This is a genomic window from Microbacterium cremeum, from assembly GCF_015277855.1.
GTDB lineage: Bacteria > Actinomycetota > Actinomycetes > Actinomycetales > Microbacteriaceae > Microbacterium > Microbacterium cremeum.
Genome location: NZ_CP063812.1, coordinates 1517740 through 1537062 on the forward strand (window position 1 = coordinate 1517740; position 19323 = coordinate 1537062).

Here is a 19323-nt window from a genome sequence, read left to right on the forward strand (position 1 = left end):
GACCCCGCCTTCGAATATCGCTAGCTTATCTAGCAATTTGTCTTGTGCGATGCTACAACGAGTCGGAAGGGTCGTACAACATGTCGCACCGGTGGATACCGCAGACGCCTAAGGAGCACGCGATCATGCGTGTCCTCAAGTCGATCCGCGCGCTCACCGACGCCATGGAGCGCATGCACAGCGGCATGAAGGGCGACATGGACATGAACGCCACCGACCTGGCGGCGCTGCGCCTGCTCATCATCCGCGAACAGCAGGACCGGACGGTCAGCCCTCGTGACATCGCGGACCACCTCCGCATCACCACCGCGTCGACCACGAAGCTGCTCGATCGCCTCTCGGCGTCGGGGCATGTCGAGCGCCGGCCCCACCCGCGGGATCGTCGCGCCCGTGTGGTCGTGCTCACCGAGGAATCGCGGCACGCGTTCTTCCGCGTGTTCGGCGAACGTCTTCAGGCGATGCGCACGGTGGCCGCCGACTACGACGAGCCCGAACTCGCCGTCATCGCCCGCTTCCTCGACGACCTGAGCGCCGCGATGGACCCGCCCGTCTGATCGACGACGAAGAAGAGGGCGCCCCTTCCGGGACGCCCTCTTCTTCGTTCTTCTGTTGCGGGGACAGGATTTGAACCTGCGACCTCTGGGTTATGAGCCCAGCGAGCTACCGAGCTGCTCCACCCCGCGGCACGAGAACTTAGCCTAGCACGCTTTCGGAGGGGTCTCGACCTGAGCCGCCCCCGCTTGCTCCGCTCGCGTGTCGGAGGGGAGGATGAGCGCATGTCTTCCGACCGCGAGCGCGAACCGCGGGACGATCGCGTCGAGGGTCGCGACGAGACTCCGCAGGAGCGCGCGGACCGGAACTGGAATGAGGTGCTCCAAGAGCTGCGAGTGCTCCAGACCGGCACGCAGATCCTCACCGGCTTCCTGCTCGCGCTCGCCTTCCAGCCCGCGTTCTCCGACCTGTCGACGGGGCAGCGGGTCGCGTACCTGACGCTGGTCGTGCTGGCGGCGTTGAGCTCGATCGTGGCGCTCGCCCCGGTCGCACTGCACCGCCGCCTGTTCCAGCAGGGTGCGAAGCCCGAGGTCGTGCGGTTCGGTCACGTCGCACTCGTCATCGCACTGCTGACCGTCTCGTTGCTGGTCGTTGGCGTCGTCGCCTTCGTTTTCGACGTCGTGGTGGGCGGCGCGACCGTCTGGTGGGTGCTGCTCGCGCTCGCGATGCTGATCGTCGTACTGTGGCTCATCGTGCCGGCGATCATCCGTGCACGCCTGCGAGCGAACGGGGGAGCACCGCGATGACCGAGACACTCGCGATCGGAGTCGCGCAGTTCGCGCCGACCGCCGACACCGCGGCGAACCTGGAGGCGATCGCCGAGCTCGTGGCGACGGCATCCTCCCGCGGCGCGCGCGTCATCGTCTTCCCCGAGTACTCGAGCTACTTCGTCGACCCCTTCGACGCGTCCCTCGCTCAGAACGCGCAACCCCTCGACGGGCCGTTCGTGCAGTCGCTCTCGCAGATCGCGAGGCGGCATGACGTCGTGGTGGTGGCGGGACTGCTCGAGAGCGGCGACGACCGGCGGATCCGCAACACCGTGGTGGCGGTGTCGGCCGACGGGCTGCTCGCGCACTATCGCAAGCTGCATCTGTACGACGCGTTCGGCCAGCGCGAGTCGGACTGGGTGCAGCCCGGCGAGCTCGCACCCCCGCAGACGTTCGAGCACGGCGGTCTGACGTTCGGGCTCATGACCTGCTACGACGTGCGGTTCCCCGAGGTCGGGCGCCTCCTCGTCGATGCCGGAGCCGACGTCTTCCTCGTGCCGGCCGAGTGGGTGCGCGGACCGCTGAAGGAGCACCACTGGCGAACGCTGCTGCACGCGCGCGCGATCGAGAACACCGTGTTCGTGGCGGCTGCGGATCACCCGCCTCCGCTGGGCGTGGGGCACTCGCTCGTGGTCGATCCGCAGGGCGTCGAGCTCGCGGCGGTCGGCACCGCGACCGACGTCGCGGTCGCCCACCTCGACATCGGCGCCCTCGAGCGTGTTCGGCGCGTGAACCCGTCACTGCGCCTTCGGCGTCTCGGCGTCGTCGTGCGCGAGTCCTGACGCGGCGTCAGGCGAGCGCGGCGAGGCGGGCCGCCGCCTCCTCGAGGACGTCTTCCCGCTTGCAGGCGGCGAATCGCACGAGCGTGGCGTACTCGGTGCGGCGCGCGTCGGTGGTGAACGCGGTGAGCGGGATCGCGACGACCCCCGCGCGCTCGGGGAGCTCGCGGCAGAAGGCCGCGGCATCCGTCGCCCCCAGCGCCGCGGCGTCGGCCACCGTGAAGTACGAGCCGGCGGGAGTCGACACGTCGAACCCTGCCGCGCGCAGGCCGGCGCCCAGCAGGTCGCGCTTGGCGCGCAGCGTGCCGGCGATGGTGTGGAAGAACTCGTCGCCCAGGCGCAGCCCCGTCGCGATCGCGGGCTGGAAAGGGCTGCCGTTGACGTACGTGAGGAACTGCTTGACCGCCAGCACCGCGTCCACGAGCGGCGCCGGGCCGGTGACCCACCCGATCTTCCACCCGGTGGTGGAGAAGGTCTTGCCCCCGGACGAGATCGTGAGCGTGCGCTCCCAGGCGCCGGGGAGCGTCGCGAGGGGAACGTGGCGCTCGGCGAACACGAGGTGCTCGTACACCTCGTCGGTGACCAGGACCGCGTCGTGACGCTCGGCGAGGCGTACCAACTCGTCGCGCACCTCGGCGCCGAAGACGGCACCGGTCGGGTTGTGCGGGTCGTTGACGAGGATGACGCGCGTGCGGTCCGTCACGGCGGCACGCAGCTCGTCGAGGTCGGGCTGGAAGTCCGGCCAGCGCAGCGGCACCGTGACCAGCCGCGCGCCGGCGAGCGCGGCGACGGCCGCGTACGCGTCGTAGTGCGGCTCGAACACCACGACCTCGTCGTCCGCCCCATCGAGGAGGGCCAGCAGCGTCGCCGCCAGCGCCTCGGTCGCGCCCGCGGTCACGAGAGCCTCGCGGGCCGGATCGATGCGGAGGCCGTAGAAGCGCTCCTGGTGCTCGGCGACGGCGAGAAGCAGATCCGGGATGCCGCGACCCGGCGGGTACTGATTGGCGCCGTTCGCGATCGCGGCGCGCGCGGCGTCGAGCACCTCGGCCGGACCGTCCTCATCGGGAAAACCCTGCCCGAGGTTGATCGCGCCGGTTCGCGCCGCGAGGGCCGACATCTCGGCGAAGATGGTGGGACGGATGGATCCGTCGGCACCGACGAGTCCGGCGCCGGCGGCGGTGCGGTGCCACGCTCCAGAGATCGGTCGCATAGCGCTTCACGGTACTCCGGCTCGTTCAGGTCCATTGCATAGGCGAGTCCCATTCACGACATAAGAAACGCACAGCATCGGTGGGCAATGTGGTGAGTGCTTGGCAGAAGGAGCAATCATGACCGACACCCAGGGCGAGCGCCCCGAAGACCAGACACCCGACGTACCGCCGGTTCCGCCGGTGCCGGCGACCCCCGCGACTCCTGCGGCGACCCCCGCGACTCCCGCGACTCCCGCGACTCCGGCGACTCCCGCGGCGACCCCCACGACTCCCGCGGCTCCCGCGGCGACGTTCCAGCCCCCCGCCGGATACCCCGCCGGATACCCTGCCGGTCCGCAGGCCTATGCCCGGCCGCAGGGGTACGCGGGTCAGCCCGCGAGCCACCCGAACTCCTACGCGGGCCAGACGCACGGCGTGCCGCCGCACCACGCGACCGCGCCGGGGGCTGCGTTCGGAGCTGCCGCCGCCGAGACTCAGCCCACGGCCCCGATCAGCGGTGCGCCGCAGGTCACGGCGCCCGCGCCGACGAACGCCCCGAAGAAGCCCTCGGGCGCCGGGAAGGTCGTGGGCCTCATGGTCGCCGCCGCCATCGTGGGCGGCGCCGCGGGGCTGGGCGGAACCTACGCGGGTCTGAACTGGTTCGCGTCCGAGAGCACCGCCCCGGCCGCGGGGCCGAACACGGTGACCGTCAACGACACCGACTCGGTCAACCAGACCACGGCGATCGCCGCCAAGGTGGTGCCGAGCGTCGTCACGATCGCGGCGACCAGCAATGCCGGCGGCGGCACCGGATCCGGTGTCGTGCTGACCGAGGACGGCTACGTCGTGACGAACACCCACGTCGTGACCCTCGACGGTGCGACCGGCGACGCCACGATCCGCGTCACCACGTCGGACGGCCGCGTCTACGACGCCGAGGTGGTCGGCCTCGACCCGATGTACGACCTCGCGGTCATCAAGCTGAAGGGCGCCGAGGGTCTGACCCCGATCGAGTTCGGCGACTCGGGCAAGCTGAACGTCGGCGACGAGACGATCGCGGTGGGGGCTCCGCTGGGCCTTGCCAACACCGTCACCACCGGCATCGTGAGCGCACTGAACCGCTCCATCCAGATCGCGTCGTCGGCCGTCCCCGACACCGGCGGCGAGGACCAGCAGCCGCAGGAGGAGGAGGGCGAGAACGGCGAGGGCGGTCCGTTCCGCTTCGACTTCGGCCAGGGCCCGCAGCAGCGGACGCCCACTGAGACCATCTCGATCGCCGTGATCCAGACCGATGCCGCGATCAACCCCGGCAACTCGGGCGGTGCGCTGGTCGACTCGGAGGGCAAGCTCATCGGCATCAACGTCGCGATCGCGACGGCCGGCGGCTCGAGCGACGGGTCCGGATCGATCGGCGTGGGCTTCTCGATCCCGTCCGAGGTCGTCGAACGCGTCACCGGCGAGATCATCGAGAACGGCGAGGCGACGCACGGTCTGCTCGGCGCGATGGTGATGCCTGCGGCGTCCGTCGAGGACGCCACGATCTCGGGCGCCTACCTCGACCAGGTCACCGAGGGTGGTCCGGCAGAGGCGGCGGGCCTGCGGGCCGGCGACATCGTGACCGCCTTCAACGGCGTGCCGATCACCGACGCGACCGACCTCACCGCACAGGTGCGCGCGGTCGCCGCGGGCAGCGAGGCCGAGGTCACCTACGTCCGGGACGGCAAGACCCGCACCCTCGAGGTGACCCTGGGGGCGCTCGAGCAGTAACCCGCCATCGCGCAGGACGCCACCCTGCGAGCACCTCCGCAACGCGGACGGTAGGCTCGCGGGGTGGCGTCCTTCTCGTTCGGCGCGGGAAATGCGAAGAAGCTCGCGACCATCCCGCTGTACGCACTGGGGCGTCTGCTGACGGCGATCGTGCCGCGGTCGTCCGACGAGTGGGTGTTCGGCTGCGCCGTCGGCATCGGCGACGGCGCACTGGCGCTGTGGCACGAGGCCGCCGCCGACGGACGCCCGGCGGTGTGGCTGACCGGCTCGGCGCGAGAGGCGAAGGATGCCGCCGCACGCGGCATCCCGACGGTTCCGAAGCGATCCGTGCGCGGGCTGTGGCGCACCGCGCGTGCGCGGGTGGTCGTCGTCACCCATGGCTTCGGAGACGTCAACCGCTACGCCGTGTCGGGCGCCTTCGTGGTGCAGCTGTGGCACGGGATCCCACTCAAGCGGATCGGGCTCGATTCGCCCGAGACGCTGCGCGTGCCTGCAGCGCTCGCGCGCACGCCGCTCGCGCGGCCGGTGCGCGCGCTCCTGCGCACCATGTTCCGCTCCGCGGCACGCCGGATCCGGCTGCTGCCGGCCGCGTCGCACCTCGTGCGCGGCCGCCTCGAGTCGGCGTTCGCGCTCGCCGATTCGCGCGTCCCGGTGACGGGCGAGCCGCGCGTGGACGTGCTGTCGTCGGGAACGGGTGCGGATCGTCGCTCCGCCGCGCGTTCGGCGCTGAGCGAGGCGGTGCCGCGCCTGGACCCGTCGAGCCGGATCGTGCTCTACGCGCCGACCTGGCGCGACGGAGCAGCCGACCCCGCCGTGCCGAGCGACGGCGAATGGCGAAGGATCCTCGAGGTGCTCACCCGGCACGGGGCGACGATGCTCGTGCGCTCGCATCCGCTCGGGGCCGGCGAGTACGTGCCCCCGCTCCCGACGGACCGCATCCAAGAGCTCGGCAGCGACGTCGCGCCCGACGTGACTCCGCTCCTGCCCGCGCTCGACGCGCTCGTGACCGACTTCTCCTCGCTCGCGTTCGACGCGGCGCTGGTACCCCTTCCCGTCGTCTTCCTCGCTCCCGACGTGACCGAGTACTCCCGGCGCCGCGGGTTCTACGGACGCTACGAAGACGTCGCCGGCGACGACTGGGCCGCCGACTGGGACGACGCGGCCGCGCAGCTGGACGCCCTCCTCGGCGACGCCGCCGTGCGCGAGCGCCGCGTGGCCCGCGCGCGAGCGCTGAGCGAGCGTGTCCACGCCTATCGCGACGGTCGCAACGCCGAGAGGGTGTACCGTGCGATCCTGGCCGGACTGCACGACCACGCGCCCGGGCCGCAAGGGGCCGCACGCCCGACGGAAGGAGACCGATGACCGAGGCGCGCTTGACGACCGACGGGGGAGCAGCGCTGGTACTCAGCGGCTCCGGCGAGCGTCCCGCTTCGGTCGAAGTCGTCGGTCCGCGTGCCCGCAGCACGGCGACGCTCACCGGCCGGGGCAAGACGTGGCGCGCCGTCGTGCCGCTGCGCGCCGCCCGCTGGGGCGGGCCGGACCTTCCGCTTCCCAGCGGGTCGTACGAGGTGCGCATCGCGGAGGCCGAGGCGCGTGGCATCCGTCCGCCCGACGCCATTCCGCTGACGCAGCTGGGCACACTGCGCGCACAGCTGGACGGCTGGACCCTGGTCATCGGTCCGCCGATGGACCCTGCGTACGACTCGGGGGAGGGCCAGGACGCGCTCGAGCGGCGATACGCGACGCGGCCGACGGGATTCGAGAACGCGGTGTTCTTCGAGAGCTTCTACGGCCGCAACGCCAGCTGCAACCCGCTTGCGATCGATCGGGAGCTGTCGCGGCGTCTCCCGGGAGTGACGCGCTACTGGAGCGTGGTCGACCTGTCGGTCGCGGTGCCCGAGGGTGCCGTCCCGGTGGTCGAGGGCAGCCCGGAGTGGTGGCGCGCCCGGGGGGCGGCCCGGCTGCTGGTCGTGAACGACTGGCTTCGGCGTCGATTCGTGCGGCGCCGCGGGCAGGTCGTGCTGCAGACGTGGCACGGCACGCCGCTCAAGCGCCTCGCGCTGCACCGGCCGGGTTTCGATCCGCGCCGCGCGGTCGCCGTCATCCGCGAGTCGCGCCGGTGGAACATCCTCCTCGCCCAGAACCCGTACGCCGCGACGATCCTCGGCAAGGCCTACGCGTTCCTCACCCGGCCGATCTGGGTCGAGGGGTATCCGCGCAACGACGTGCTCACGACCGGCGACGGCACGGCCACACGGCACGCGCTCGGCATCCGTCCGGGGGAGCGCGTGCTGCTGTACGCGCCGACGTGGCGCGACGACCGGGACCAGATCGTCGACTTCGTCGACCCGGTGCGGCTGGCGGCCGCGACCGACTCGGTCGTGCTCGTGCGCGGGCACTCGCGGACCCTGCTTCCGGGGAAGGACGCCGAGGGCCCCCGCGTCATCGACGTCACCGGCTTCCCCGACACGTCGCAGCTGCTGCTGGTCGCCGACGCCCTCATCACCGACTACTCGTCGGTCATGTTCGACTTCTCGGTGACCGGCAAGCCGATGTACTTCCTGGTGCCCGACATGGAGCATTTCCGCGGCGAGCTGCGCGGCTTCTACTTCGATCTGGCCGCGCACGCGCCGGGTCCGGTGGTGCGGTCGGAGCAGGAGCTGGTGCGCGCGATCGCCGAGCCCGATCCCGACGCCCACGCCGCGAAGTACGCGGCCTGGCGCGCGAGGTTCAACGCGCGCGACGACGGGCGCGCCGCCGAGCGCGTGGTCGCACGCCTCCTCGACCAGGGCTTCGTCGGCGCCGGCTGACCTGCGGGGCGGTGGTGCCCGGGCTACGGCAGCGGCGTGTTGCGGCTGCCGAGCCGCGAGGTGTCGACGGTGTCGTGCGCGCCGCGGACGACACCGACCAGGAACCCCCAGCCCCACGCGAGGTGCATCGTGGGCAGCACCGCGGCGGTCCACAGCTTGTCTCGCCATCCGTGGCCGCCGCCCCGCCCGATCGCGACCCCGATGACGAGCACCGCGTAGGCGAGCACCGGCACGTAGACGACGGATGCCGCGACCGCCCACCAGCCCTGCAGCACACCGGCCAGCTGCAGCACTCCGACGATGATCGACGCGGCGATGGCGAGCACGAGCGCGGGCGGCGCGAAGAAGCGCAGCGAGTTGCCGCGCCCGAACCGGCGCACGAGCTCGCCGCGCCACCGGCCGGTCGCCGAGAACTGCCGCACCAGGCGCGTCCAGCTCTCGCGCGGCCAGTAGGTGACATCGAGCGTCGGGTCGAACCACACGAGGTACCCGGCGCGACGGATGCGCAGGTTCAGCTCCCAGTCCTCGCCGCGGCGGATCGTCTCGTCGAACAATCCCACCTCGTCCAGGACCGCGCGGCGCATCACGCCGAGGTACGCCGACTCGGCCTCACCCTCCTGCGTGCCGCCGTGATAGGCGCCTCCTCCGAGGCCGATGGGGGAGTTGTAGGCGCGCGCGACCGCCCGCTGGAAGGGCGTGCGGCCCTCGGCGCGCATGACGCCGCCCACGTTGGCCGCGCGCACGCGATCGAGCGTCGCGAGGGCGCGGCGCGTGTACGAGGGGTCGAGCTCGGAGTGGGCGTCGACCCGCACGATGGTGGGGTGGCGCGCGGTCCGGATCGCCAGGTTGAGGCCGACCGGGATGTCGGCCGCCGGGTTGTCGACCAGGACGAGGCGCTCATCGGTGCGGGCGAGCTCTCGCGCCAGCTCGCTCGTGCCATCGGTCGAGGGTCCGAGTGCGAGGATGAGCTCGGTCGGTCCGTCGACGTCCTGCGCGAGAACCGTCTCGACGGCTCGGCGCAGGTAGCCGTGCTCGTTGAGGACAGGCATGACGAAGCTCACGCCGGCATCTGGGGGGACGGCTGGAGCGTCCTTGCGCCCGTGTTGCTCGACATGCACGCGTCGATCATGTCATGTACGCCCCCGAGAGCCCGCTGAGGACCCGGTTAGGCTGGACGGGTGGGTCTCGTCTCGGATGCCAAGAAGGCGGTCGCGCTCGTCCGCAGAGCCGTGCTCAACCGCTCGGCCGTCATCGAGGTGCGGCGCGCGCTCGCGCAGCGCCCGCCGCATCCGTCGTTCCACTACCGCGTCGCCGTGTACTTCGCCGACGGTGACGTCAACATGTACCAGATGCGGCAGTGGTACAAGCCGCTCGCCGAACTGTCCAAGACCTGGCCGGTCGTCGTTCTGAGCCGCGCCGCGACGGGTGCCCGCGCACTCCTCGCCGAGGAGGCGCCGCCGGTCGCGTTCGTGCCCACCGTGCGCGACCTCGAGCGCTTCATCGCGACGCAGGACATCCGTGTGGTGCTGTACGTGAACCAGAACACGCGGAACTTCCAGATGTTCCGCTACGGCCGCCGCTGGCACGTGTTCATCAACCACGGCGAGTCCGACAAGATGTACATGACCACGAACCAGTACAAGGCGTACGACTACGCCCTGGTCGCCGGGGACGCGGCGCGCGAGCGCCTTTCTCGGGTGCTGTGGGACTACGACATCGATCACCGGACGATCCCGATCGGGCGTCCGCAAGCGGACCACTACTCGGGAACGCTGCCCTACCCGCCCGACGATCGCACGGTCGTGCTGTACGCGCCCACCTGGGAGGGCGACCGCCCGTCCGCGCATTACGGCTCGGTGGCGTCGCACGGCGAGGCACTCGTGTCGGCGCTGCTCGCGACCGGCCGCCATCGCGTGATCTACCGGCCGCACCCGCGGTCGGGAGTGGTCGACGCGGAGTACGGCGCCGCCAACCGGCGCATCATCGCGGCGATCGCTGCGGCCAACGCCGCGGATCCGGCCGCGCGGCACGTGTACGATCACGCGCCGGACCTCGGCTGGCAGCTGTCGGCGGCGGATGTCGCGATCGTCGACATCTCGGCGATGGTCTACGACCGGCTCGCGGCCGACAGGCCGCTCCTGATCACGCGGCCGGCCGACCCGGCGGCGGCGATCGACACCCACGGGTACCTGTCGGCGTGCGAATGGCTCGACGCGTCGTCGGCCCCCGACATCGTCGCCGAGACCGACCGCGTGCTCGGCGACCCGGAAGCCGTCGCGCGTCTCGAACGCTGGGTGTCGCACTACTTCGGCGACACGTCGCCCGGAGCGGCGACGGCCCGTTTCCACGCCGCGATCGAGCGCCTCATGCGCGAATGGGACGAGTGGTATGCGCGCACGTCTCAGGGCGAGGCCGAGGAGGAGCCCGAAGAAGAGGCCGACCTCGACGACGAGTCGTGACGCTCGCGCCGCGCGCAGCTCAGGCGACCGCCGCGGGCCGCTCGACCAGGCGCGAGATGGCGGCGAGCGGGATCGACACCCAGGTGGGGCGGTTGCGGGACTCGTAGATCGCCTCGTACACGGCCTTGTCGAGTTCGAGGGCGGCCAGCAGCGGATGCCTCGGATCGAGGTCGCCGCCGGAGACGTCGGCGTATCCCTCGACGAACGCCTGGCGGGCGTCGCGTGCCCAGCTGCGAACCGCCCCGGGGGAGCGGTCGGGATCATCGAGGCGCAGCGAGCCCGTCACGTAGTCGAACGACCGCAGCATGCCGGCCACGTCGCGCAGGGCCAGGTCGGGCTGCGTCCGCTCGATCATGGGCCGCAGCGGTTCACCCTCGAAGTCGAGCAGCACCCAGCCGCGGCCGGGAGCCTGGATGACCTGGCCGAGGTGGTAGTCGCCGTGGATGCGCTGCAGCGGCGGCCACGAGACCTCCAGCGCGCGCCGGTACACCGCCTCGGCGGCGGCCCGCCGCTCCGAGATCTCGGGCACCTCGGCCATCGCGATCGCCAGGCGGCGAGCCCACGTCGACGCCGTGGCTTCACGGTCGTGCGTGGTGGCGGCGCGTGTGGGGAAGCACCCGGCCAGCGCCAGATGCACGTCGGCGGTGGCGCTTCCGAGCGCGCGAGCCTGGGCGCGGAAATCGTCGCCGCGCGCTGCGGCGAGGAGGGCGACACGCCACGCGTCCTCGACATCCGGGAGGAACTGCTGCGCGAACGCGAGCGAACCGCGGACTGAGCCGTGGGTGGTCTCGAGATCCGGCCAGATGCCCTCCACCCACCCCACCGGCTCCGGCACGCGCGACGAGCCCGCCTCAGCCAGGGCGAGCTGCAGCTCGATGTCAGGATTGAGTCCGGGATGCACCTGCCGATACACCTTGCAGATGACCGGCATTCCGCCGCCCTCGTAGATCAGCGAGGTGTTGGACTGCTCGCCCGTGACGACACGGGAGGTCGCCACGTCGCCCGGCGCTGCGCCGGCGGCCGGATGACCGGCGACCCGGGTCTGCGGCCCCTGCGCCGTGCCGCCGCCCGCGACCAGCCGCAGGAGCGCGCTCGCATAGGCGGGGTCGAACGGACCGTCGATGAACGTCGTTCCGGGCTCCGGGCTGCCGATGACATGGTCGGGGTCGGCGGTGACCGTCTCGGTCGCGCGCGCGACGACGGGGATCTGGTAGAGCACCGCCGGCAGGGAGCCTTCGTCGGCGACCAGGTAGGTGCGTATGCGCGCATCGGAATTCGCCGACGGGCCGGCAGCTTCGTCGGCCGCCGTGTCGGCGTCCGTCGGGGGCGGCAGCTCCCACCACGACACGAGGCGCAGGCTCGGTGGGCGCGCCTTCGCGGCGTACCACCGCTGCCGCGGCATCCACGCCGCCAGGCACGCCAGGGTGCTGTCCATACATGTGAGGTTATGCCCGTGGCTCGGCGCCTGTCGAGCATCGGACTGCAAGCGCTTGCATTGTGACGCGCCCTCGCACGGTGCCGCAGACTCGCCCCCTCAGAAGGGCGGGCTGGTGCCGGGAGGGTCTTCGGGGGCGAACAGCCACGGTTCCTTCATGACTCGGCGCCGATCGAGGATCTCGGGGTCGGTGAGGAATCGAACGACCGGATCGGGACGGTCGGTGTGCTTTCGGCCTGAGGTGCTCGTCCACACCAGGACACCGGGAGCGGTCTGCGCGACCGTCCACGCCTCGACGGTTTTGAGCACGTGGTGACGTCGGCAGAGGTGCGCGAGGTTCGCGTGGTGGGTGGGGCCGCCTTGGGCCGCACCGACAGTGTGATCCACGTCGCATCGCCAGACCGGCATCCGGCAGCCGGGGAACCGGCATCGCTCGTCGCGGGCGGCGAGGAACCGGTCGAGGGCGGGGCCCGGGCGGTAGCGGTCGACACAGAGGACCGCGCCGGTGACGGGGGAGGTCATGACGCGTTCCCACCCGGGTGCGCCCGCCGCGAGCGCCCGAGCGGTCTCGGTGTCGATGGGGCCGTAGCCGGCCAGGAGTGCGGGTTCGGTGGAGGCGCCGGTCATCGTGAGCACGGGCACCGTGACCTGCACGGTGGCGCGGATGGCGTCCAGTCCGGTGCCGGCGACGCAGTCGTCGGGACCGGCGGTCAGGAGCAGGTCGGTGGCGATGTCGGCGCGCAGCTGATCCATCGTCCGTTCGTCCACGGGCTCGGCGCCCTCTGTCTCGGCGCCCTCGGTCTCGCCGCTCGTGCCGAACTCGGTGGCGGTGTCGGCCTCGGTGTCGGTGCCTGTGTCTGCGTCGGCGTCTGTGCCGGTGCCGGGGACTCGCGCTGCGACGACCGAGTGGGCTTGCGCGGTGAGCCGGTCATGGATGCCGTGGATCAAGGCGGCCTCGTGGGTGAGCTCGAGGGTCGCGAGGCCGTCCGCCTGGTCGATCACACGGACGTCGCGACGCGCGACCGCGGCGGCGTGTCGCTCCTCGAGGGACCGCTCCACGAATCGCTCGGCGATCACCTTCAGTACCGGCGCGAGCCTTCCCGGCGTGAGCGTGGCCGCGCGGTCCACGGCGATCCTCACGAACCGGTCGCGGGCTTGATCGTCGTCGATCGGGTCTCCGATGTCGTGGATCACCGCGAGGTGCTGGCGCGAGAGGTCGCCGCGCTCCAATGCCTCGACCGCCGGCGCGAATCGCGCACACAGATCGGCCGACTCCGACAGCAGCCGGATGATCGTCCGCTCCGACACCCGGCTCGACGTCGCGAGGTCGGACACCAGCGCCCGCCGCGCCAGTTCGGACCGGCGCCGATGCTCGATACTCGCGTGGGCCGGCGTGGACACCGCGGCTGCGGCATCCGCCAGCAACCGGATCTCGGCAGCATCGGCCGCTGCACGGGCGCGCCGCCCCGTCTCGAACCCGTCCACCAGCCGGCCCGCAGCCGCGAAAGCGGACGTCGGGTCGAACGCAGGATCGGCAGGCATGAGACTCACAGACGAAGAGGGGACGCGGACTCGAGACTCCCCGCGAATCGCGGTCGCTTCCCACCCTCACGCTGCGGCCTTCCGCCGCGACAATCCTGCCCACCGACTCGTCCGGAACGGCCGAGCCTCACTCACTCATCGAATCTCTGATCCAGACTCTACAGCGAGCATCGGTGCGAACACAAGAGCAAATGTTCGAAGATTCGAGGCGTGCCCACGACGGCGCCAGACCGGGCCACTACTCGCCCGTGGGAGACTCCTGCGACTCCACGATCTCGACGACCGGAGCCACGGGGATGACGATCGACTCGACGGCGCCACCTCCGAGGTCGCCGCTCCCCAGCAGACCGAGATCGGCGGCCGCGGCATCCGCCAGACGCTCTGCCGCGGTCTCGGGGCGCGCCGGCTCGGACGGGATCCCTGCCCACTCGGCAGGCTCTTCAGGACGCTGGACGAACAGACCCATGGGTCCATTGTCGCCCCGCCGCGCGCGTCGTCACATCACGAAGCGCCACAAGTACTCGTTTCCGTCCTCGGGGTGAAACCACGCGAGCGTCACGACGGCGTCGTCCGGATCGGCATCGCACAAGCAGACCTCCGCGGTGTCGCCGGGCGTCATCTGACCCCAGTGCTCCGTCGTCGACGCACCGCCGCCGTCGACGAACACCCGCACGAAGTCGAGCGGCAGAGCGCTCGCATTCGTGATGAGCGGATGCCGGTCGTAGATGCGATCGACTCGCCACGGCACGCGATAGGCGAGGGGCGGGCGGGGTTCGTCGGGATCGAGCGCGCGGAGCATGCGCGAGACGCTAGGCGTGGTGTCGGACGCGCAGACCGCCCTCACGCGGGCATCGTGGCGGACCTGTGCGAACTCCGTCGCGGACGCCTCCTGGGGAGGAGACTCAGACCTCGGGCGGGGGCCCGGCCGCGGCAGGGACCTCGGGGGCCTCGTCCGGCACCGGCTCGATCTCACGGTTCTTGCGGCGGGCGACCCTGCCCACGGTCGCGGCGCCTCGCGTCACGCCGCCGACGAGCGCCTGGCCGGCGCGGCGGAGGCCGCGTCCGGCGAGCCGTTCCAGGCGTTCGGCGTCCGGCCGGGGCTCGAGCTCGGGCGGCAGCGACTCCGGCGTGGCTCCGAACGCACGCCGAGAGCCGACGAGCACGCGTCGGCCGAGGATGTTGTTCCCGGCACCGCCGATCGCGGCGCCGATTCCGAACGGAAGGGCCTTGCCGAGCCACGATGCGCCGCCGCGGGCCGCGAACTGACGGATGAACGCCGACTTGAGCCGGTCGACGAGGGGTCCGACGGCGGCGCGCGGAAGCGTCTTGGTGATGAGCTCGCCCCAATAGGTCGAACGCGCAGGACCTCGTCCTGCGGCCTGATCGGCCAGTTGCGCCACGAGATCGACGCCCTCCTTGCCGAGCATCAAGGTGAGGACGAGTGCGCGAGCGCGATCGGGATCGGCGACGGGGATGCCGTGCACTTCGGTGACCGACTGCGTGAACAGCGCGGTCGCCTCGAGGAATGCCACCGTCTCGACACCGCTCAGGGCGAGTGTGACGCCGGTCCCGATGCCCGGGACCACTGCCGTCGCCCCCACCGCCGCACCGCCCGTCGTGACGGCGGCGAGATAGCGGCGCTCGAGGATCCGCACGATTTCGGCGGGCGAGGCGTCCGGATGCCTCAGGCGGATGCTGCGCAGGTGCGCGATCACGACCGGACGCTGGATCGCGAGCACACGGTCGAGGGCCCGGATCGTGAACGGGTGCTCTTCGGAACCCGCAGGAGGAAGCCCGCCCTGCCAGGGCGCGCCCTCGGGCAGGGTGTGGATCCGGTGCACTTTGTCGGCCATCGCGCCGATCCTATGCGCCCGACCCTGAGGCCTCGCTCAGGGTTGACAGGAGGTGCGGATCAGGTCAGACGAACAGGTTGGCGCGCTCGAGATCCTCGGCGAAGTCGACCTCGACCGCGTAGAGGTCGGAGATGTCGAGGGGCTCCAGCAGCAGGCCGTCCTCGGCGATCGCGAGCTCGAGACCGCGCTCGAAGTAGTCCTGGTCGTCGACGCGCGTCAGCTGGCGCATGAACGCCTTCTTGTCGCGGCTCGAGATGTAGTTGATGCCCACAGCCTCGCCGATGCCGCCCTTGACGGTCTTCGAGAGCTCCTTGATGTGGCCCCCCGGCGTGACGGTGTACTTGACCTCTTCGTCGCTGACCTTCGAGGTGTTGACGGTCACGAAGGACTGGTCGCGCTCGATGAGCTCGATCGCACGGCCGAGCACGCGCGGGTCGAAGACGACGTCGCCGTTCATCCAGAGCACGCCGCCCTTGCCGGTGTTGGCCAGCGCGCGCAGGAGGCTCTTCGACGTGTTCGTCTGGTCGTAGCGGTCGTTGTAGACGTAACTGACGTCGGGGAAGGCCTCCACGATCGTCTCGGCGCGGTAGCCCACCACGGTGGTGATGCGGGCGTCGTCGCCGAACGCCGCACGGATGTTGTCGTGCTGCTGCTGCATGATGCTGCGGCCGTCGCTGAGCTCGGTCAAGGGCTTGGGGAGGCTACGGCCCAGCCGCGAGCCCATTCCGGCCGCGAGGATGACGGTCTGAAGGGTCAAAGTCTGCTCCTGAAGTGCGTGGTTCACCGGCAATTCACCGACGAGACACCCCTTCGTGCCGACCTCATGGTATCGATGACGGCTGAGAACGCGCAGGATATCGGGGCGGCGTTGCCGTTTCGTGACATAACGCGGATGCTGAGACTCAGCCGTACGGACGACGTCGCGTCGAGGGGCGCTTGGTACGTTGGTTTGGTGACAGCCTCCCTCCCGGTGCCGAACGAGATCGATCCGGAAGAGCCGGACGGTCACGCGAGCCCGCGCGTCGTGCCGATCTCTCCGGCCCCGTCGCCGAAGCCGAAGAAGCCCCGGCAGCCGCGCAAGTCGAAGGCCAAGCAGCCCGTCTCCGACCCGTCCGCTGCGCAGCGCGGCGAGGCGTCCGAGACGTCACCCGCATCGTCGGCCGATCCCGGGCCGCCGCCTCCGATTCCGAGCGATCTCGAGGTCGTGGCCAGCGTCGCCGCCGACATCGTCGTTCCGCCCAAGCCGCCGCTGCCGCGCACCGAGCCTGCGGCCGCTGAACCCGTCGCCGAGCCTGAGGCCCCGGCATCCGAGGCCCCCGCCGCCGAGCCTGAGGCCCCGGTCGCCGAGCCTGAGGCCCGGGTCGCCGAGCCTGAGGCCCCGGCATCCGAGGCCTCCGTCGCCGAGCCCGAGGCTCTGGTCACCGTGTTCCCCGTCGCCGAACCCGAGACGCCTGTCGCGGCGCCGGAGTCTCCCCGGGCGGCGGCGCCGCGCGCCGTGCGCGTGCCGGTGCCTGCGCCGTCACCGGGCACCGGGGGCGACGCGCTGGTGCTGCGCGGCGTGACCAAGCGGTTCGGCAGCACGCACGCGGTCGAAGGCATCGACCTCACGGTGCCCGCGGGCACGTTCTACGGCCTCGTCGGGCCCAACGGTGCCGGAAAGACGACGACGCTGTCGATGATCGCGGGCCTGCTGGACCCCGACCGCGGCACGATCCGCGTCGGCGGGGTCGACACGGCGGCGACGCCGCGCGCGGCCAAGAAGCTCATGGGCGTGCTGCCAGACCGGCTGCGGACGTTCGACCGGCTCACCGGCCGGCAGCTGCTGTACTACTACGGCGTGCTCCGCGGACTGCCGCCGGCGGTGGTCGAGAGCCGCACGGCCGACCTCGCGCGGGCTTTCGACCTCGAGGAGGCGCTCGGGCGGAGCGTCTCGGACTACTCGGCGGGCATGCTCAAGAAGGTCATGCTCGCGGGTGCTCTCATCCACTCCCCGCGGCTGCTGGTGCTGGACGAGCCGTTCGAAGCGGTCGACCCGGTGTCGAGCGCCGTCATCCTCGACATCCTCTCGACGTACGTGGCGCACGGGGGCACGGTGATCCTGTCCAGCCACGGCATGGAGCTCGTCGAGCGCGTCTGCTCGCGCGTCGCGGTGATCGTCGCCGGCCAGGTGCTCGCCGAAGGCACGGTCGACGAGGTCCGCGGCGAGCTGACCCTCGAGCAGCGCTTCGTGGAGCTGGCCGGCGGCCTCAGCGACGTGGAGGGGCTCGAGTGGCTGCACACGTTCTCCGACTGAGGCTTGCGCTGCTCTTCGGCGCGCTTCGCGGCGGCGTCCGTCATGTCGTGCGCGTCTCCGCCGCGCTCGTGGTGCTGGCGGCGGCCACCGTCGCCGCCTGCTGGGCGCTGCTGAGCATGCGGGATGCCGATCCCGACGCGGTCCTCGCCGTGACGGTGCTCGGCGGTTCCGCGGTGACCCTCGGCTTCGCCCTCGCGCCGCTCATCGCGGGTGCCGACGACCCCCTCGACCCGCGCCGGTTCGCGCTGTTCGGGCTGAGCCGGGGCCGCCTCGCGGGCGTCCTCGCGGGGGTCGGTCTGATCAGCGTCCCGATGATGGTGCTGAGCGCGGTCTCGGTGTGCGCCGCGATCGTCTGGGTGGATCACGGCGTGCCGCCGGCGGTCGCGGCGAGCGGCATCGTGCTCGGCATCCTGACATGCTCCCTGCTTGCGCGCGTGTGCATGGCGCTTGCGGCCCTCTTCCTGCGCGACCGCCGCTCGCGCGAGCTCTCGGGTGTGTTCGTGCTGGTGATGCTCGTCGTCGTGGTGCCGGTCGGCGTGTTCCTCGCCTCCCTCGAATGGCGGCGGGCGGTGCCGCCGCAGCTGCTCGAAGCCGTGTCGGCCCTGGCGGTCACGCCGCTCGGCGCGTCGTGGGCGCTGCCGGGCCGCGTGGCCGCCGGTGCCGACGCCGGGCTTCCCGCTGTCGTGGCCGTCGCGACCGTCGTGGTGCTCGCGCTGCTGTGGGCCTGGGCGGTCAAGCGGCTGCTCACCACGACCGAGCGTCCCGTGGCCGTCCGCGAGCGCGGCGGGCTCGGATGGTTCGCCGTGGCACCGGGGACGCCCGGCGGTGCGATCGCCGCGCGGAGCCTCATGTACTGGTTCGGCGATCGCCGTTATGTCGTGAACGCGCTGATCATCCCGGTCGCGGCGATCGTCACGGTGATCCCGCTCCTCGTCGCGGGTGTGCCGCTGGAGCTCGCGGCCCTCGTTCCGGTGCCGTTCGTGGCGCTGTTCCTCGGCTGGCTGCCGCACAACGACGTCGCGTACGACTCGACGGCGATCTGGATGCACATCGCCAGCGGCACGCGGGGCGTCTCCGACCGCGTGGGGCGGCTCGTGCCGGTGCTGCTCATCGGCGTTCCGCTGCTGGCTGTGGCGGCTCCTGTCGCGATCACGGTTCACGGGCGCTGGGCGATGCTGCCGGCCCTGGCCGGTGTCTGCGCGGCGCTCTTCCTCGCCGGTCTCGGCCTGTCGAGCATCTCGTCCGTGGTCGCCCCGTATGCGGTGTCGCGCCCGGGCGAGAGCCCGTTCCAGCAGCCGCAGCGCACCACCTCGCGCGGCGCCGCCTCGCAAGGCCTCGTGATGCTCGGCGTCCTCGTGGCTTCGTCACCCGTGGTGTGGTGGGCCTGGCAGGCGCTGCAGGGCGACGCGGACGCCGCGTCCACCGCACTGTGGGGCGGGCTCGCGATCGGCGGCGGCGTGCTGGTGGGGGGAGTCGTCGTGGGGGCGGTGCTGTTCGAGCGGCGCGGAGGCCGGCTCATGGAGTTCGCGGAGTCCACCTGATGCCCGCCGCAGCTGCCCGATAGGCCGGCCGCGCGACTACACTGGCTCTCCATGAGCACCCCTCTCGACAGCCCGGATCAGGGTGGCCTTGCGACCCTCGACCGTGAGCTCGAAGAGCTCATCCGCGAGGAGAACATCGAGCCGGGCGACCACGAGCGTTTCTCGCACTACGTGAAGAAGGACAAGATCCTCGAGTCGGCGATCACCGGCAAGCCGGTGCGCGCGCTGTGCGGAAAGAAGTGGACGCCGGGTCGCGACCCCGAGAAGTTCCCGGTCTGTCCCACCTGCAAAGAGATCTACGAGTCGCTGGGCGCCTGACCTCCGACGCGCAGACC

18 protein-coding genes and 1 tRNA gene are annotated in these 19323 nt (G+C 71.6%); 10 read left to right on the forward strand and 9 right to left on the reverse strand.

The window, feature by feature from the left end:
• Nucleotides 1–125: 125 nt before the first annotated feature.
• A complete protein-coding gene (locus IM778_RS06715) occupies nucleotides 126–554 on the forward strand; it encodes a MarR family winged helix-turn-helix transcriptional regulator (protein WP_228484788.1) in 429 nt (142 codons plus the stop codon).
• Between the two features lie 55 nt (nucleotides 555–609).
• Here the strand turns inward: IM778_RS06715 and IM778_RS06720 are convergent.
• Nucleotides 610–683, reverse strand: a tRNA-Met gene (locus IM778_RS06720).
• A gap of 93 nt (nucleotides 684–776) precedes the next feature.
• Between IM778_RS06720 and IM778_RS06725 the strand changes: the two genes are divergently transcribed.
• Nucleotides 777–1298, forward strand: a complete 522-nt coding sequence (locus IM778_RS06725; protein ID WP_194411261.1) for a DUF6328 family protein — start codon at nucleotides 777–779, stop codon at nucleotides 1296–1298.
• Nucleotides 1295–2101, forward strand: coding sequence for a carbon-nitrogen hydrolase family protein (locus tag IM778_RS06730; protein ID WP_194411262.1), 807 nt, complete (start codon nucleotides 1295–1297; stop codon nucleotides 2099–2101). The genes IM778_RS06725 and IM778_RS06730 overlap by 4 nt, the downstream gene beginning before the upstream one ends.
• Nucleotides 2102–2108: 7 nt before the next feature.
• Here IM778_RS06730 and IM778_RS06735 read toward each other — a convergent pair whose 3' ends face one another.
• Entirely contained in the window at nucleotides 2109–3308 is a 1200-nt protein-coding gene (locus IM778_RS06735) for an aminotransferase class I/II-fold pyridoxal phosphate-dependent enzyme (protein WP_194411263.1), read from the reverse strand.
• Between the two features lie 118 nt (nucleotides 3309–3426).
• Between IM778_RS06735 and IM778_RS06740 the strand changes: the two genes are divergently transcribed.
• The 3 genes from IM778_RS06740 to IM778_RS06750 all read left to right on the forward strand — a co-directional run bounded on the left by IM778_RS06740 (nucleotide 3427) and on the right by IM778_RS06750 (nucleotide 7865).
• Nucleotides 3427–5055 (forward strand): S1C family serine protease, encoded by a 1629-nt coding sequence (locus tag IM778_RS06740; protein WP_194411264.1) that lies wholly within the window; start codon nucleotides 3427–3429, stop codon nucleotides 5053–5055.
• A 63-nt stretch (nucleotides 5056–5118) separates the two neighbouring features.
• Nucleotides 5119–6417 (forward strand): CDP-glycerol glycerophosphotransferase family protein, encoded by a 1299-nt coding sequence (locus IM778_RS06745; protein WP_194411265.1) that lies wholly within the window; start codon nucleotides 5119–5121, stop codon nucleotides 6415–6417.
• The gene (locus IM778_RS06750; RefSeq protein ID WP_194411266.1) at nucleotides 6414–7865 is read left to right on the forward strand and encodes a CDP-glycerol glycerophosphotransferase family protein; all 1452 of its coding nucleotides are present in this window, start codon (nucleotides 6414–6416) and stop codon (nucleotides 7863–7865) included. Before IM778_RS06745 ends, IM778_RS06750 begins: the two co-directional genes overlap by 4 nt.
• 23 nt (nucleotides 7866–7888) lie before the next feature.
• On the opposite strand, the gene IM778_RS06755 is transcribed toward IM778_RS06750, so the two are convergent.
• A complete protein-coding gene (locus IM778_RS06755; RefSeq protein ID WP_194411267.1) occupies nucleotides 7889–8914 on the reverse strand; it encodes a glycosyltransferase in 1026 nt (341 codons plus the stop codon).
• Nucleotides 8915–9043: 129 nt separating this feature from the next.
• Here IM778_RS06755 and IM778_RS06760 point away from each other — a divergent pair, with 129 nt between their 5' ends.
• Nucleotides 9044–10324 carry a CDP-glycerol glycerophosphotransferase family protein gene (locus IM778_RS06760; RefSeq protein ID WP_194411268.1) on the forward strand — a complete coding sequence of 427 codons (1281 nt, stop codon included), beginning with the start codon at nucleotides 9044–9046 and terminating at the stop codon, nucleotides 10322–10324.
• 19 nt (nucleotides 10325–10343) lie between these two features.
• Here IM778_RS06760 and IM778_RS06765 read toward each other — a convergent pair whose 3' ends face one another.
• The 6 genes from IM778_RS06765 to IM778_RS06790 form a co-directional block, all read right to left on the reverse strand.
• Entirely contained in the window at nucleotides 10344–11759 is a 1416-nt protein-coding gene (locus IM778_RS06765; protein WP_194411269.1) for a maltokinase N-terminal cap-like domain-containing protein, read from the reverse strand.
• 99 nt (nucleotides 11760–11858) lie between these two features.
• Nucleotides 11859–13301 carry an HNH endonuclease signature motif containing protein gene (locus IM778_RS06770; RefSeq protein WP_194411270.1) on the reverse strand — a complete coding sequence of 481 codons (1443 nt, stop codon included), beginning with the start codon at nucleotides 13299–13301 and terminating at the stop codon, nucleotides 11859–11861.
• Nucleotides 13302–13539: 238 nt separating this feature from the next.
• Nucleotides 13540–13767, reverse strand: a complete 228-nt coding sequence (locus IM778_RS06775) for a hypothetical protein (protein ID WP_194411271.1) — start codon at nucleotides 13765–13767, stop codon at nucleotides 13540–13542.
• A gap of 30 nt (nucleotides 13768–13797) precedes the next feature.
• The gene (locus tag IM778_RS06780; RefSeq protein WP_194411272.1) at nucleotides 13798–14100 is read right to left on the reverse strand and encodes a hypothetical protein; all 303 of its coding nucleotides are present in this window, start codon (nucleotides 14098–14100) and stop codon (nucleotides 13798–13800) included.
• A 103-nt stretch (nucleotides 14101–14203) separates the two neighbouring features.
• On the reverse strand, nucleotides 14204–15154 hold the full coding sequence (locus tag IM778_RS06785; RefSeq protein ID WP_194411273.1) for a hypothetical protein: 951 nt from the start codon (nucleotides 15152–15154) through the stop codon (nucleotides 14204–14206).
• 64 nt (nucleotides 15155–15218) lie between these two features.
• Nucleotides 15219–15911 (reverse strand): phosphocholine cytidylyltransferase family protein, encoded by a 693-nt coding sequence (locus IM778_RS06790; protein ID WP_194411274.1) that lies wholly within the window; start codon nucleotides 15909–15911, stop codon nucleotides 15219–15221.
• A gap of 426 nt (nucleotides 15912–16337) precedes the next feature.
• Between IM778_RS06790 and IM778_RS06795 the strand changes: the two genes are divergently transcribed.
• The 3 genes from IM778_RS06795 to IM778_RS06805 are packed head-to-tail and all read left to right on the forward strand — an operon-like array spanning nucleotide 16338 to nucleotide 19306.
• Nucleotides 16338–17447, forward strand: coding sequence for an ABC transporter ATP-binding protein (locus IM778_RS06795; RefSeq protein ID WP_194411760.1), 1110 nt, complete (start codon nucleotides 16338–16340; stop codon nucleotides 17445–17447).
• Nucleotides 17423–18988 (forward strand): hypothetical protein, encoded by a 1566-nt coding sequence (locus IM778_RS06800; protein WP_194411275.1) that lies wholly within the window; start codon nucleotides 17423–17425, stop codon nucleotides 18986–18988. The genes IM778_RS06795 and IM778_RS06800 overlap by 25 nt, the downstream gene beginning before the upstream one ends.
• Nucleotides 18989–19039: 51 nt before the next feature.
• Entirely contained in the window at nucleotides 19040–19306 is a 267-nt protein-coding gene (locus IM778_RS06805) for a DUF3039 domain-containing protein (protein ID WP_194411276.1), read from the forward strand.
• Nucleotides 19307–19323: the final 17 nt, after the last annotated feature.